This is a genomic window from Gordonia otitidis (assembly GCF_020735545.1).
GTDB classification, from domain to species: Bacteria; Actinomycetota; Actinomycetes; order Mycobacteriales; family Mycobacteriaceae; genus Gordonia; species Gordonia otitidis.
In genome coordinates this window covers 2320636-2335814 of record NZ_CP085974.1, presented here as the reverse complement: position 1 = coordinate 2335814, position 15179 = coordinate 2320636, and the positions used below count along the sequence as shown (strand labels likewise).

The window sequence follows — 15179 nt, the reverse complement described above, 5'->3', positions numbered from 1 at the left end:
ATGAAACAGGCAGCCGAGCACGAGCGCACCGGCGGCAAGCGATCGTCGGCCGTCACGGCATCCGTCCCGAGCCTCGAGCACCGCGTCAGCCCCGACCCTGCACTTCTCGGCACAGCGACGGCCCTGTTCACGATGCTCTCGGACCCGACCAGGCTGCACATCCTGTGGTTGTTGCGCGAGGAGGAGCTCGACGTCGGAGCGCTCACCGACGCTGTCGGAGCGTCGCGGACCGCGGTCAGTCAGCACCTCGCGAAACTGCGCTTCACCGGTCTCGTCGACACGAGACGCGAGGGACGTCGAATCATCTACCGGCTGCGTGACGGCCACGTCGGCAGGGTCATCGCGGAGGCGCTCAATCACGCCGACCATCAGATGTCCGGCGAGCCGACGCACGGCTGAGCCGGCCCGCCTGCTCACCGGCGGACGCACGCTTTGCCTGATTCGACGGCCGACCTCCTACACTGGGCGCGATGCGACAGCTTGCAACGACGACGAACAGGCCGCAGCGATGACGAACAGGCCGACGATGGACAGCACGGTCGACGACGGCCGCCGCGCGCGTCTGCGCCCGGCATCGTCCATTGCCGAGATCGCGCGTCTCGGCACGACCACGGCCCACGCGACGCTGGGCGTCGGAAGATTCCTCCTGCACACCGCAGTCGACGCTGCGCATCTGCGTGCCCCGAGCGGCAAACGTGCGGCAGCCGAGGTGCGTGCGACGTTCGAGCATCTCGGACCCACGTACGTGAAGCTCGGGCAGCTCATCGCGTCGAGTCCCGGCGTATTCACCGAGACGCTGGCCGCCGAGTTCGAATCGCTGCTCGACCGTGTCCCGCCTGCCGATCCGGCCGCGATCCGACGGGTCTTCGTCGACGAGATCGGTAGTCCGCCAGAAGACGTGTTCGCAGAGTTCGACCCGACGCCGATCGCATCGGCCTCCATCGCGCAGGTTCACACTGCGACGCTGCACGACGGGGAGGAGGTCGTCGTCAAGATCCAACGTCCGGGGATCGCCGAACGACTCGCGCCCGACGTCGCGATCCTCGAACGGCTCGCGGGGCTCGCCGAGATCTCGGAGTACGGACGGATGTTGTCGGCCCGGCACGTCGTCGAGGATTTCGCCGACGGACTCGATGCAGAACTCGATTTCCGCAACGAGGCCGCCGCCATGCGCGAGTGGTACGAGTGTCTACGGCCGGGACCGTTCGGTGATCGCGTGCGAGTGCCGCGGGTCCACGACGACCTCACCACCGCACGCGTCATGACGATGGAGCGCATCTACGCCACACGGATCGACGACGCCGCGGCCGTGCGCGCCGCAGGTCACGACGGCGTAGCGCTGTGCCGCACCCTGCTGTTGTCGCTGCTCGAGTCGGCGTTCCACGGCGGGCTGTTCCACGGCGACCTGCATGCGGGCAACGTGCTCGTCGACGCTCAGGGCCGCCTGGTCCTGCTCGATTTCGGCATCGTCGGTCGCTTCACACCGCGCACCCGGCGCATTCTGCGCCAACTCGTCGTCGACTTGATCGTCCGTAACGACTACGAATCCGCCGGCCGTGCCATCTTCCTGCTCGGGGCGGTACGCAAACCGGGTTCATCCGCACAGGGCGGCGCCGACATCCAGAAGGTGACGACCCCGCTGTCGAGCACCGATCTCGGCGACATGAGCTACACCGATCTCGGACGCCAACTCGCGGCGGTCGCACGTGCCCACGACGCCCGACTCCCCCGCGAACTGGTGCTCGTCGGCAAACAGCTGCTCTACGTCGAGAAGTACATGAAATTGCTGGCACCCCGCTGGAAGGCGATGTCGGACCGGGAGATCTACGGCTACATGGCCGGGATCATGAAGGAAACCGAACGGGATCGGCGTGCCGATCGTGCCGGCATGAGCTGATACCCACGCACCGCCCATTAGGGTGAGAGCGTTGACTGCGGCCCGCTCGACTTTGACCATGCGCCGGGCCCGAACCGACCAGGAGTCGAGAATGAGACGAGTTTGGCTGGCGTTGCTGGCATTCCTCGGTGTTGCCTGCATCACCGCGGCCATCGCCATCCCGGCGTTCCTCGTGCCCCAGTTGCGCGTCGTCCCGTTGGACCTCGACATCACGTCGGATGCGACAACGGTGCCCGCCGACGGCTCTGCGGGTGAACGCTTCCCCGCGGTGATCTTCGACCGCTGCTCTGTCTCTCAGGACAAGGCACGCACGCTCGACGCACACCTGACGCAGCAGCGACGCAGCGTGATCGTCAACCCATCGGACAGGCGGCAGGCGACGGTGCAGTCGGCGCAGACCGTGCAGATCGATCGGTTCCGCGACGCAGACGGCAAGGAGACACAGCCGCCTGCCCCGCGCTCGGACGGCGACCTCAAATGCGACGACGGACTGCTCACCGCAACCATCGACCGCGTCTCGGTCAACCGGAAGACGTCGGTGCCCAACGGGACCGTGAGCTCGCTGCAGCTCGAAGCAGCTCCCGAGGGTGTCAACGTGAAGGACGTGTCGGTGCAGCTGCCCGATCGGAAGGGCTTCCAGTACAAGTTCGGCTTCAACGTCAAGAAGCGCGACTACCTCTACTACGACCTCAACACCCGCCAGGACGAGCCGGCCAAGTACGTCGGCGAGAAGACCTTCAATGGGGTCAAGACCTACGAATTCGTCTCGGAGGTTCCCGAGACCGATCTGTCGTCGCTGCCGAACGCACAGGGCGAAGCGGCACTGGGCACGATGCTGACGATGCCCGCCAAGTGGTGGGGCATCTCGGGCCGTGGGGTCAAGGCCGACGACAAGATCACGATGCATCGCTACGCGTCGGCGACCCGGCACGTCTTCGTCGAACCCGAGACCGGAACGATCGTCAACGGCCGGGAGGATCAGCACCAGTACTTCAAGTCCCCCGACCAGAGCGACGGAACACCTGCCCCCGTGCGGGATTTCAGACTGGATGCTCTCAAGGGCACCTTCCAGTGGTCCGACAGCACGGTCACCGCACAGGCCGATCGTGCCCAGCACTACATGAATCTGCTCAAGATGGGCGGCTTCTGGCTGCCCATCATCCTCGGTGTCGTGGGCGCGCTGCTCCTGGTGGCGTGGGCTCTGATCGTGTGGCGCACGCGCAAGACCGACAAGCCACAGGACGATCCTGACCTCTACGACAGCGATCCGCGGTACCTCGCCGAGCACGAATCCGGAAGTGACCCGGACACCGCGACCACGACGGCGCTCGCCGGTACCGCGGTGGGAGCAGGCGTCGCGGGTCGTAATCGCCATGCCGCGGTCGAGGGCGACGACGCCGAGACGACGACAATCGACGAGGTGCCCACGGCGGCCGCATACGACGCCGAGCACGACAACGACGCCTACATGTGGGACCGCCCCACCCAACGCATTCCGCGTGTCGAGGGCCCTGCCGCCTCCGACACCCCGGACGGCGACGATCAACCGACCCGCCAGGTGCCCGCAGTCGACGACGACACCACATCCGACGGCTCCGCATCTGACGGCTCCGCGCGCTCTGCGCTCGACGAGGCCCGCGCTTTCCGCCGCCGCGGTACGCACGACGACACAGGCGAGTGATCACCCGCCGTTGCTGAGCGGTCGGTCTCGGGCCCCGGCGCTGGACGCCGCGTCCTCCAGACCACCACCCCAGCACGACGAGGGCCGGCGATCTGCGTAGATCGCCGGCCCTCGTCGTGTTCAGCTGTTCAGTTGTGGACCGTCTCCGGCCCGAGCGCTCAGAAGAACGCGGGGCGGAAGGTGGTGTCCCACGACTGGCGGAAGTTCTCCTGCCAGTAGTCCCACCAGTGGTCACCGTCGGGGGTGATGTGGGTGGTGAGCTTGACGCCCGGGACCACGGCGACGCGCGGGATGTAGAGCTGCGTGCTGACCGATGCGGCAACCTCGAGCGGAACCATCTGCGAGAACTTGACCGGGTTGAAGTTTCCGCTGGTCGGGTTCACCGAGCTGTCGAACTTGCTGCCGAGGCCACTGCCGGCGGAAAGGTACACATGGTGGTTGGCGAGGTTGTTCGCGCTCAGGAACGGATCGTTCTGGAACCACTCACCGGCCGGGTAGAAGCCCCACATGTTGTTGGGGTCGCCGCCCATCGTCGCGACCGACGCCTGGATGCCCTGCGTGAAGCCGGGGAACGTGACGGTCGGGTAGCCGCTGTAGGAAGCGACAGCCTTGTAGAAGCCCGGATGGCGCGACGCGAGGTTGAGCGCCGAGGTTCCCGACATCGACAGTCCGGCGATGCCGTTGCGGCGATTGTCGGAGTTGTGCTTGCTCTTCATGTACGCGGGCAGTTCGCGGGTGAGGAAGGTTTCCCACTTGTTCACGCCGAGTTTGGGATCTGTTCGCTCCCAGTCGGTGTAGAAGCTGCCGCCGCCACCGAAGGGGATCACCAGGTTGGTGCCCTTGCCGATCATGAAACGGTCGGCGCCGGTGTTGTTCTGCAGCCAGCCGCTGGTGTTGTTCGGGGCACGCAGACCGTCGAGCAGGTACAGCGTGGGCTTGGGGCCACCGCCGCCTCCGTCGACGATGCGCACCGGGATGTTCTTGTGCATCGACGCGGAGTACACGTATTCGGTCTGGCCGGCTGCATGGGCTTCAGGAGCGACAGCCATGGTCAGGCCGCCGAGCGCCGCCATGGCGCCCACAGCGGCAACGAGGCGCTTGCGCGCACGAGTCAACATATGTGAAGAGTCCTTACGATCTTGACCCGGACGGGCCTCGTTCATACGGGCAGGAAATGGGGTCAGCGGCGACGCCGACTGAGTTGGTCCCCAACGCGACAGAGTGTAACGGCTCGATAACACACCGGCAAAAGCAGGATTCACTCTCGACCACGACTTGAGACAACATCCTGACGATCATCGCCTACCGCGCTCGGCGTGGTCGATATCGGGGCGGCGTCAAGTCGGTCACAGGAGCCGGCCATGCCGTTGTCATTCCCACGCCGAAGCACGAGCGCTACTGTCGAAGTCGATTCGCGCAGGAGGATGCCAGTTGTCGCAGCAACACGCCGACGCCATAGTCGTCGGGTCCGGGCTTGCCGGGCTCGTCGCCACCTACGAGCTCACCAAGGCGGGCCGTCGGGTGATCGTCGTCGATCAGGAGAACCGCAACAATCTCGGCGGCCAGGCGTTCTGGTCGCTCGGCGGACTCTTCCTCGTCGACACCCCAGAGCAGCGTCGACTCGGCATCCACGACTCCGCAGAGCTCGCACTGCAGGACTGGATGGGTTCTGCGGGCTTCGACCGCGACGACGAGGACTACTGGCCGCGGCAGTGGGCACGCGCCTACGTCGACTTCGCCGCGACGGAGAAGCGGCAGTACCTCCACGACCTCGGTCTACGCATCACCCCGGTCGTCGGATGGGCCGAACGCGGCGGCGGCTTCGCCGACGGCCACGGAAACTCCGTGCCGCGTTTCCACCTGACCTGGGGCACCGGCCCCGAAGTGGTCCGGGTCTTCGCCGAGCCTGTGCTCGACGCCGAGCGACGCGGACTCGTCGAGTTCCGGTTCCGGCACCGCGTCGACGAGATCGTCGTCGAGGACGGCACGGCCGTCGGTGTGCGGGGAGCGAAGCTGGCGCCGACGGCGGTCGGGCGTGGCGAAGCGTCGAACCGCGACGTGGTCGGCGAGTTCGAGATCCGCGGGGGTGCGGTCATCGTGACGACCGGCGGAATCGGCCACAACCACGAACTGATCCGCAAGAACTGGCCGACGGAGCGTCTCGGACCCGCGCCGAAGACGATGATCTCGGGAGTGCCGGCCTACGTCGACGGCCGCATGCTCGGCATCGCCGAGGATGCGGGCGCCAGCCTGGTCAACCGCGACCGCATGTGGCACTACACCGAGGGCATCCACAACTGGGATCCGATCTGGCCCGACCACGCCATCCGCATCATCCCGGGCCCGTCGTCGTTGTGGCTCGACGCCAACGGCAACCGCCTGGCACCGCCGAACTTTCCGGGTTTCGACACCAATTCGACGATGCGCGAGATCCTCGCGACCGGCTACGACTACTCGTGGTTCATCCTCACGCAGTCGATCGTCGAGAAGGAGTTCGCACTGTCGGGTTCCGAGCAGAATCCCGACATCACCGACAAAGACCTCAAGTTCGCGGCGAAGAGTCGCTTCGCGAAGGGCGCGCCCGGCCCTGTCGAGGCGTTCCTCCGCAACGGCAGCGACTTCGTCGTAGCCGACAACCTCGCCGATCTCGTCGCGGGCATGAACGAGATCAGCCGCGGCCCGAAGCTCGACCTGCAGCAGACCGAACGGATCGTCTCGGCCCGCGACAACGAGATCGACAACAAGTTCTCCAAGGACGCGCAGTTGATGGCCATCACCAACGCGCGGCAGTTCCTCGGCGACAAGATCGTCCGGGTCGCCAAGCCTCACAAGCTCCTCGATCCCGCCCACGGACCGCTGATCGGCGTACGCCTGAACATCCTGACCCGGAAGACATTGGGCGGCTTGGAAACCAACCTCGATTCGGCTGTGATGCGTCCCGACGGTTCGGTTTTCGACGGCCTCTACGCAGCGGGCGAGGTGGCGGGCTTCGGTGGCGGCGGCGTACACGGGTACAACGCGCTCGAGGGTACGTTCCTCGGCGGCTGCATCTTCTCCGGCAGGGTTGCCGGGCGGGCCGTCGCGCGAGGGTGACCCGAGCGCGTCGTCGAGAACCTGTACCGGCAGGCGCCAGGTGAGGACACACTTTGCCCTAGACGGTTCCTCCACTGCACTAGAGTGAAACCGTGCCGGTGCCGCAGACGATTCTGACACGCAAGACCAAGCATGCGTTGTTCCTCGTCCTGACGATCAACGCAGGTGGAGAAGACGCTGTCCGGGACATGTTCGACGTCCTCGGCTCGCGCATCAACTCGGTGTCCTCGCGCGCGCCGGAACAAGCGCTCGCGGGCATCGTGTCCATCGGCTCGGACGCATGGGACCGCCTGTTCGCGGGTAATCGTCCCAAGTCCCTGCGGCCCTTCGTCGAGTACGCGGGCGACGTCCACACCGCGCCGGCCACTCCCGGCGATCTGCTGCTGCACATCAAGGCCGACGCGATGGACCTCTGCTATGAACTCGGCCGCATGCTCATGAACGAACTCGGCGACGCCGTGACCGTCGTCGACGAGGTCCACGGCTTCCGATACTTCGACCTGCGCGATCTCATCGGCTTCGTCGACGGCACCGAGAATCCCGTGGGCCAGGCCGCTATCGACGCGATCACCGTCGGCGACGAGGACCCCGCGTACGCGGGCGGTAGCTACGTCGCCATCCAGCGTTACGTCACCGATCTGAAGGAATGGGACTCCATCTCGGTCGAAGACCAGGAGGCCGCGATCGGACGGACCAAGCTCGACAACATCGAGATGTCCGACGACGTGAAACCCATCAATTCGCACATCGCACTGAACGTGGTCAACGACGTCAACGGTGAGCAGATCGACGTCGTCCGCGACAACATGCCCTACGGCGAGGCGTCGGGTCTCGGCGACTCCGGGACGTTCTACATCGCATACTCGTCGGCACCCGACGTGACCGAGGAGATGCTGCGCAAGATGTTCATCGGCGACCCGCCGGGCAACTACGACAGGCTTCTCGACTTCACCACCGCCGTGACCGGTGCGCAGTTCTTCACCCCGACCGTCGACTTCTTCGACGACCTTCCCGACGCGCCTGCGACGTCGCATGCGGATTCCGAGGACGACGCGCCGCATGACACCCCGACACCGGCACCGGTCACACTCGACGCCGCGTCGCCGGTGCCGCCCCCCGAGCCGACCGACCCGGGCGACGGATCACTCGGTATCGGCTCGCTCCGCTGACGATCCCCCTGATTCCCACACACCCGGCCCCACACCCCCGACGACACCAGGAGACGCACCATGAACAATCTGCATCGCGAACTCGCCCCCATCTCCGCGTCGGCCTGGGAGGCCATCGAGGAGGAAGCCGCACGCTCGTTCAAGCGCAACATCGCGGGCCGTCGACTCGTCGACGTCAAGGGTCCACTCGGGCTCGAGGCGTCGTCGGTCACGCGCGGCCACCGCACCAAGATCGACTCACCGGCAGACGGCATCCAGGCGTACAAGCGCAGCGTGCAGCCACTCATCGAGCTGAAGGTGCCGTTCACGGTCACGCGTGAGGCCATCGACGACGTCGATCGTGGCGCCGAGGATTCCGATTGGGATCCGGTTGTCGACGCCGCCCGCCAGCTCGCCCTCGCCGAGGACCGCGCGATCTTCGAGGGCTACTCCGCCGCGGGTATCACCGGTATCCGAGCAGAGACGACGGCCACGCCCATTCCGCTTCCCGAAGACGTGCGCGACTACCCCGAGGCGTTCAGCCAGGCACTGTCCACGCTGAAGCTGGCGTCGATCGACGGCCCGTACTCGATAGCGCTCTCCGCCGAGGTCTACAACCTCGTCAACGAGACGTCGAATCACGGTTACCCGGTCCGCCAGCACATCCAGCGACTCATCGACGGCGAGATCGTCTGGGCGCCCGCGATCTCCGGAGCGTTCGTGTTGTCCACGCGCGGCGGCGATTTCGAACTGACCATCGGACAGGACGTCTCAATCGGCTACGACTCACACGACGCCGACGTGGTGAACCTCTACTTCCAGGAGTCCTTCACCTACCTCACCTACACCGGTGAGGCGGCCATCGCCCTGACGACCGTCTGACGGGTTGCGCCCACCGTCTGGCGGGTCGGCCCGAAAACGCCTCGCACGGTGTCGGCACGGCTTGCTAGCGTCGTGTGAGTGAGCGCCACATGCTGATCCGTCTGATCAGGACATACCTCTCGCGGTATCCCTGGCACATGCTCGCCGTCGTGATACTGCAGCTCGTCGCGACGGTCGCCATGTTGTACCTGCCCACGCTCAACGCCGACATCATCGACAACGGCGTGGCCAAGGGCGACACCGCATACATCCTGCGTATCGGCGGGGTGATGCTCGCGATCACGATCGCGCAGGTCATATGCACGATCTGCGCACAGTACTTCGGCGCACGCGCCGCCCTGGCGACCGGCCGCGACATCCGGCACGATCTGCTGCACCGGATCAACACCTACTCCGCGAAAGAGATGGGCACCTTCGGCGCGCCGTCGCTGATCACGCGCACCACCAACGACGTCCAGCAGGTCCAGTTGCTGATCGTCATGAGCACCACGATCCTCATCATGGCCCCGATCATGTGCGTCGGCGGCATCATCATGGGCATCAAGGTGGGCGCACAGTTGTCGTGGGTGCTCGTCGTCGCCGTGCCGGTGCTCGCAGTGGCGATGGGTTTTCTGATCGCGAAGATGATCCCCGGCTTCCGCGCCATGCAGGAGCGCATCGACGCAGTCAATCGGGTTCTGCGCGAACAGATCACCGGCATCCGAGTGGTGCGCGCCTTTGTCCGTGAGCGCTACGAGATCGACCGTTTCTCCGGCGCGAACGACCGACTGGCGGAGGCGACCCTGCGGGTCGGCCGCATGCAGGCGCTGATGTTCCCGACCGTCATGCTGATCACGAACGTCACGATTGTCGCGATCATCTGGTTCGGCGGTCATCTCGTCTCCGACGGCAGCATCGAGATCGGCGCGCTGACGGCCATGATCACCTATGTCATGCAGATCCTGATGTCGGTGATGATGGCGTCGTTCATCGCGATGATGGCGCCCCGCGCGACCGTGTGCGCCGAGCGGATCTGCGAGGTACTCGACACCGAAACGTCCGTCGGCGCACCCGACGACCCGATGCCGTTCGCCTCCGACCCGTCGAGCGTCGAGTTCCGCGACGCTCAGTTCCGCTATCCCGGAGCCGACGATCCGGTGCTGTGCGACATCAGCTTCCGTGTCGAGCCGGGCACGACGACAGCCATCGTCGGGTCGACCGGTTCCGGTAAGACCACGCTGGTCGGGCTGGTACCGCGCCTCATCGACGTGACCGCGGGCGAGGTCCGCGTCGGCGACACCGACGTTCGACGCCTCGACCCCGCAGCACTGCGCGACGCGATCGGACTCGTCCCGCAGCGGCCGTACCTGTTCTCGGGCACCGTCGCGTCTAACATCCGCAACGGCAAACCCGACGCGACCGACGACGAGATCTGGGATGCGCTGCGTATCGCGCAGGCAGCCGACTTCGTCGAACGCATGCCCGACGGTCTCGACACCCCGATATCGCAGGGTGGCACGACGGTCTCCGGTGGTCAGAGACAACGCCTGGCAATCGCTCGCGCGCTGGTCCGCAAGCCGTCGGTCTACCTCTTCGACGATGCGTTCTCGGCTCTCGACGTCGCGACCGACGCGCGCCTGCGCGCAGCGCTGAGACCCGCGACATCCGATGCCGCGGTCATCATCGTTGCGCAGCGCATCACGACGATCGTCGACGCCGAGCAGATCGTCGTCCTCGATCGGGGGCGGATCGTCGGGATCGGCAGGCACGACGAACTCCTCGCGACCTGCGAGACGTACCGCGAGATCGCGGAGTCGCAGCTCGCCATCGGAGAGAACGCATGACCCGCGGCGGCGGGGCGCCGGCTCCGGCATCGCCCGGCCCCGGTCGCGGCCCGATGGCTGCCGGGCCCGTGGTCGCGAAGGCCCGTTCGTTCGGCCCGTCGATCAAGCGGCTCATCGGGTTGCTGTTCTCCTACCGCACCTTCATGAGCGTCGTCGTGGCGTCGATCGTCGGCTCGGTCATTCTCACCGCCCTCGCGCCGCGCGTGCTCGGCGACGCCACCAACATCATCTTCGACGGCGTCGTCGGCAGGATGCTGCCCGCCGGGATGACCAAGGCACAAGCCGTCGAGGGGCTGCGTGAGCGCGGTCAGGGCACCTTCGCCGACATGGTGAACTCGATGGATGTGACGCCGGGCGTCGGCATCGATTTCGGCGACGTCGGGCGGGTACTGCTGATCGTGCTGGCGCTCTACGTCGGCTCGGCGGTGCTCTCGTGGCTCGGTGCGTACCTGCTGAACAAGGTGGTCGTCGGCACCGTCCGACATCTGCGCGGCGAGGTCGAGGCCAAGATCCACCGCCTGCCGCTGAGCTACTACGACACGACGGCCCGTGGCGATCTGCTCAGTCGCGTCACCAACGACCTCGACAATCTGTCGCAGACGTTGCAGCAGACCATCTCTCAGCTGCTGAACTCGATCCTGATGGTGATCGCGATCCTCGTGATGATGCTGTGGATCTCGCCGCTCCTGGCGCTGATCGCGCTCATCACCGTGCCGCTCGCCGCTGGTGCGACCGCTCTGATCGCCCGCCGTTCCAAACCGCACTTCCTCGCGCAGTGGTCGTCGACCGGGAAGCTCAACGCCCAGGTCGAAGAGGCCTTCACCGGACACGAGCTGGTGACGGCATTCAACCGCCAGGCCGACGTCGAGGCCGAGTTCGACGAGCGCAACGAGAAGCTCTACCAGTCGAGTTGGCGCGCACAGTTCATCTCGAGCACGGTGATGCCGACCATCATGTTCCTCGGCAACCTCAACTACGTGGCGGTCGCCGTGGTCGGCGGGCTGCGGGTCGCCTCCGGCGCGCTGAGCCTCGGCGAGGTGCAGGCGTTCATCCAGTACTCGCGACAGTTCACACAGCCGCTCACGCAGATCGGCTCGATGGTCAATCTGCTGCAGAGCGGCGTTGCGTCGGCCGAGCGCATCTTCGACATACTCGATGCCGACGAGCAGACCCCCGACCCCGCACATCCCGAGACGCCCGAGCACGACAACGGACTCATCGAATTCGACGACGTCTCGTTCCGCTACGTCGAGGACAAACCGCTGATCGAGAACCTCTCACTCGTCGCACGTCCTGGCCACATGGTCGCCATCGTCGGACCAACCGGTGCGGGTAAGACCACACTGGTCAACCTGATCATGCGTTTCTACGACGTCGACTCCGGCACCATCACTGTCGACGGTGTCGAGTCGCGCAAGATGACGCGAGACGACCTGCGTGAGCGAACCGGCATGGTGCTGCAGGACTCGTGGCTGTTCGGCGGGACGATCTACGACAACATCGCCTACGGCGACCCCACGGCCTCGCGCGAGGAGGTCCTCGAGGCCGCGCGACTGAGCCACGTCGACCACTTCGTCCGCATCCTGCCCGACGGCTACGAGACGATGCTCGACGACGAGGGCGGTGGCGTGAGTGCCGGTGAGCGACAACTCATCACGATCGCACGCGCATTCCTCGCGCGTCCCACCATCCTGATCCTCGACGAGGCGACCAGCTCCGTCGACACCCGCACCGAGCTGCTCATCCAGAAGGCGATGGCTGCGCTGCGCACCGACCGCACGAGTTTTGTGATCGCCCACCGGCTGTCGACGATCCGCGACGCCGACGTCATCGTCGTGATGGAGGACGGGCACATCGTCGAGCAGGGCAACCACGACGAACTGCTCGCGGCGCAGGGCGCCTACTGTCGGCTCTACCGCAGCCAGTTCGCCGGGGCCGTCGACTCTGAGGCGTGAGCGCTCGGGGCTCGATTGGCAAATACACGTGTTTCTGACACCTGCACGCGAAGTTTCGCTCGCTTCTGTCAGATACCCGTGTATTCACGACGCCGCGCTGCCCGCATCGCCAATCCCCAACCGCTCCACCCACTCTCGCACCATCGGCACCATGCGGTTCTTCCGCAGGTCGGCCCACACCCACCGGATCATCATGGGTCCGAGACGTCGGACGCCGTCTTCGCGGGTCTTCTCGCGCTGCATCGCCTCGAACGCTGTTTCGCCGTCGCGCAGGTCCTTGGTGTACTTCCGCATCCCGTCGAACTCACCGACGAGCTTTCCCTCCCAGTCGTAGTCGACCTTGGCGACGAACTCGCCGTCGGCGTCGACGTACTCACGCTGCAGTCGTGGTATCGGGAGCTCTGCCAGGATCATCTGACCACGCCCCCACGATTCACCCGCGTTGTCCGCGAGCGGGTCCGCGAACGCGAGGGCCTTGCGGGCGACGGCAACACCGCGGCGTCGACGATCGAGCAGCGTCGACATCTTCGCGCGGTCCGCACCGAGTCGCAGCGCCGAATCGAACACCGCAAGCGCCTGGAAGAAGTTGCCGCTGCACGCGATGTCGACGGCGGTGACCTCCAGCGACGTCACCGCGATCCCGTCGACCACCGTGATGTCCGCTGGCTCCAGACGACCGGAGTGCAGATGTCGCTGGGTGTCGATGCGGCCGCCGGTCTTATGGCCTGTCGTCAGATGCACGCGGGCGAGATCGGGAAACAGCAGTGACATCCCGTGCAGCACGCCCGCCGACTGATGACTGAGCGGGGAGTCGGTCTCCGATACCAGCATGGCTGCGAACGACTTCAGCCTGTGCAGGTCCTCGGGCGTGCGACTCGCGTCAGGCGGCGCATAGGCGCCGGGCCACACCCGCACGAGCGCACCCGCGTCGACGGCGCGCGTGAGCTGCCTGTCCGTGGCACCCGCATCGAGGGCGACGCGACGCAGTATCAGTCCGTGTTCGTTGACCGGGAAAGTGTCCATCCTCGTTGGACGTCGACAACGTCGATTCAGATCCATCCGATGTGACCGGGCTCAGGCCCCGCGCAGGGACACGTGTTTCTGACACCTGCACGCGAAGTTTCGCTCGCTTCTGTCAGAAACACGTGTATTCACGACGTCCGGCTCAGCGCTCCAACTCCCCCGCGATGCGTTGTTCGATCTGCGCAGCCGCGGCGTTCGGCACGTCGATCAAACCATCGAGCTCCCGGCGGGCCTTGCGGTAGGCGGCCTGACGCTCTGCGGGTGTGGCCGCGGCGTCGGCGGCGATGCCGATCAACTTGCGCGCACGGTCGAGTGACTCGCGCTCGACGGGCGAGAAGTCGGATTGCTTCCGACGCCGCGCTTCTCGTTCGGCGGCGTCGAAGGCGGCCGCGTAGTCGCCGACAGCGTCGCGGTAGCGTTCGAACTCGAGCGGGTCGAGCTTCTGGTCGGCCGACGTCGGTCGCAGATCGTCCGCACGGATCTTCGCGCGGTGGAAGGCCAGTGTCATCGGTTCCCGCATGTCGGTCATCATGGGGAATTCGATGAGTGTGGCCAGATCGAGTTCGTAGCCGAACCAGCGCTGGTCGATGGCGTCGTGTTTCCCCATCGCCTTGGTCACAGCTGCCTTGTCGGCCTGGGTAAGTCGCAACTGTTCCGTTTGCGCGCTCGCCTTCACACGCGCCAGTTCGATCTTGTCCCGACGCCGCTTCTCGTTGTAGCGCGCGAGGGAACCGAACCAACCGCCTACGACACCGCCAACCGGGAAAATCAGCCACCAGTAGTCGCCCGCGAAATGCAGGAACTGATCCACGTCACAACTCTACCGAGGCGTCACCAACTCACCCTCGCCGATCAGCACACTCTCAGAGATCCGGGATGGGGAGATCGAGGTTCGGTGCGATGATCCCGCCGTCGACCTCGAGGACTTTGCCGGTCATGTATCCACTCGCAGGTGATGCCAGGTAGACGGCCGCGGCGGCGATGTCGTCGGGTTCGCCGAGCCGACGCATCGGTGTCGCCTCCTCGATCGCGGTGCGCATGCCGGTGTCGGACGCGACGATGTCGAGTGCCGAGGTCAGGATCGCGCCGGGAGCGATCGCATTGACGCGGATCCGCGGATTCAGGTCCATCGCTGCGAGCCGCGTGTAGTGCGCGAGCGCGGCCTTGGCCGTCCCGTATGCGGCGTACGCACGGCCCGGCAGGCGTCCCATCGCCGAGGTCACGTTGATGATCGAGCCCGTACCGGACGTGCCGAGAATGTGTGGCACGGACGCCGTGATCAGGGCGTGTGCGTTCGCGACGTTGAAGGCGAATGCGTCCGCCAGCTGCTCGGGTGACGTGTCGAGCAGCGGCCGCGGCATGGCGCCGCCGACGTTGTTCACGACGATGTCGAGCCGGCCGAAGGTGTCGACGGCGGTCTGCGCGAGCGACGCAGCAGCCGACGACTCGGACAGATCGGCGACGACGACGTGCGCGCGGCGCCCCCGGTCCGCGACCTCGGCGGCCACCTTCTCGAGTTCGGGCTCACTGCGCGCGGACACCACCACATCGGCGCCGGCTTCGGCGAACGCGACCGCCGTCGCAGCCCCGAGACCGCGTCCGGCACCGGTGATGACGGCGACCATACCGTCGAGACGAAATCTGTCCAGGATCACGCCTGCAGACGATGCCACAGAA

12 protein-coding genes are annotated in these 15179 nt (G+C 66.1%); 8 read left to right on the top strand and 4 right to left on the bottom strand.

Annotation, left to right across the window (positions count from 1 at the left end; translation table 11 throughout):
* From LK459_RS10610 to LK459_RS10600, 3 genes are all read left to right on the top strand, one after another.
* Positions 1–399, top strand: coding sequence for an ArsR/SmtB family transcription factor (locus LK459_RS10610; protein ID WP_227923258.1), 399 nt, complete (start codon positions 1–3; stop codon positions 397–399).
* 127 nt (positions 400–526) lie between these two features.
* Positions 527–1897, top strand: coding sequence for an ABC1 kinase family protein (locus LK459_RS10605; RefSeq protein ID WP_227923683.1), 1371 nt, complete (start codon positions 527–529; stop codon positions 1895–1897).
* Positions 1898–1988: 91 nt separating this feature from the next.
* Entirely contained in the window at positions 1989–3578 is a 1590-nt protein-coding gene (locus LK459_RS10600) for a DUF3068 domain-containing protein (RefSeq protein WP_227923256.1), read from the top strand.
* A 158-nt stretch (positions 3579–3736) separates the two neighbouring features.
* Here LK459_RS10600 and LK459_RS10595 read toward each other — a convergent pair whose 3' ends face one another.
* Complete coding sequence (locus LK459_RS10595) at positions 3737–4696, bottom strand: alpha/beta hydrolase (protein ID WP_227923254.1); 960 nt, start codon at positions 4694–4696, stop codon at positions 3737–3739.
* 313 nt (positions 4697–5009) lie between these two features.
* Between LK459_RS10595 and LK459_RS10590 the strand changes: the two genes are divergently transcribed.
* From LK459_RS10590 to LK459_RS10570, 5 genes are all read left to right on the top strand, one after another.
* Entirely contained in the window at positions 5010–6671 is a 1662-nt protein-coding gene (locus LK459_RS10590) for an FAD-binding dehydrogenase (RefSeq protein WP_007241062.1), read from the top strand.
* Positions 6672–6763: 92 nt separating this feature from the next.
* A complete protein-coding gene (locus tag LK459_RS10585; protein ID WP_227923252.1) occupies positions 6764–7840 on the top strand; it encodes a Dyp-type peroxidase in 1077 nt (358 codons plus the stop codon).
* Positions 7841–7900: 60 nt separating this feature from the next.
* Positions 7901–8701, top strand: a complete 801-nt coding sequence (locus LK459_RS10580; protein ID WP_007241064.1) for a family 1 encapsulin nanocompartment shell protein — start codon at positions 7901–7903, stop codon at positions 8699–8701.
* A gap of 89 nt (positions 8702–8790) precedes the next feature.
* Positions 8791–10524, top strand: a complete 1734-nt coding sequence (locus tag LK459_RS10575; RefSeq protein ID WP_007241065.1) for an ABC transporter ATP-binding protein — start codon at positions 8791–8793, stop codon at positions 10522–10524.
* Positions 10521–12479, top strand: coding sequence for an ABC transporter ATP-binding protein (locus LK459_RS10570; protein ID WP_227923250.1), 1959 nt, complete (start codon positions 10521–10523; stop codon positions 12477–12479). The genes LK459_RS10575 and LK459_RS10570 overlap by 4 nt, the downstream gene beginning before the upstream one ends.
* 84 nt (positions 12480–12563) lie before the next feature.
* Here the strand turns inward: LK459_RS10570 and LK459_RS10565 are convergent, their stop codons facing one another.
* The 3 genes from LK459_RS10565 to LK459_RS10555 all read right to left on the bottom strand — a co-directional run bounded on the left by LK459_RS10565 (position 12564) and on the right by LK459_RS10555 (position 15157).
* The gene (locus tag LK459_RS10565) at positions 12564–13502 is read right to left on the bottom strand and encodes a type IV toxin-antitoxin system AbiEi family antitoxin domain-containing protein (protein ID WP_227923248.1); all 939 of its coding nucleotides are present in this window, start codon (positions 13500–13502) and stop codon (positions 12564–12566) included.
* A 142-nt stretch (positions 13503–13644) separates the two neighbouring features.
* Positions 13645–14313, bottom strand: coding sequence for a hypothetical protein (locus tag LK459_RS10560; RefSeq protein WP_227923247.1), 669 nt, complete (start codon positions 14311–14313; stop codon positions 13645–13647).
* A gap of 52 nt (positions 14314–14365) precedes the next feature.
* Complete coding sequence (locus LK459_RS10555; RefSeq protein WP_227923681.1) at positions 14366–15157, bottom strand: SDR family oxidoreductase; 792 nt, start codon at positions 15155–15157, stop codon at positions 14366–14368.
* Positions 15158–15179 lie beyond the last annotated feature (22 nt).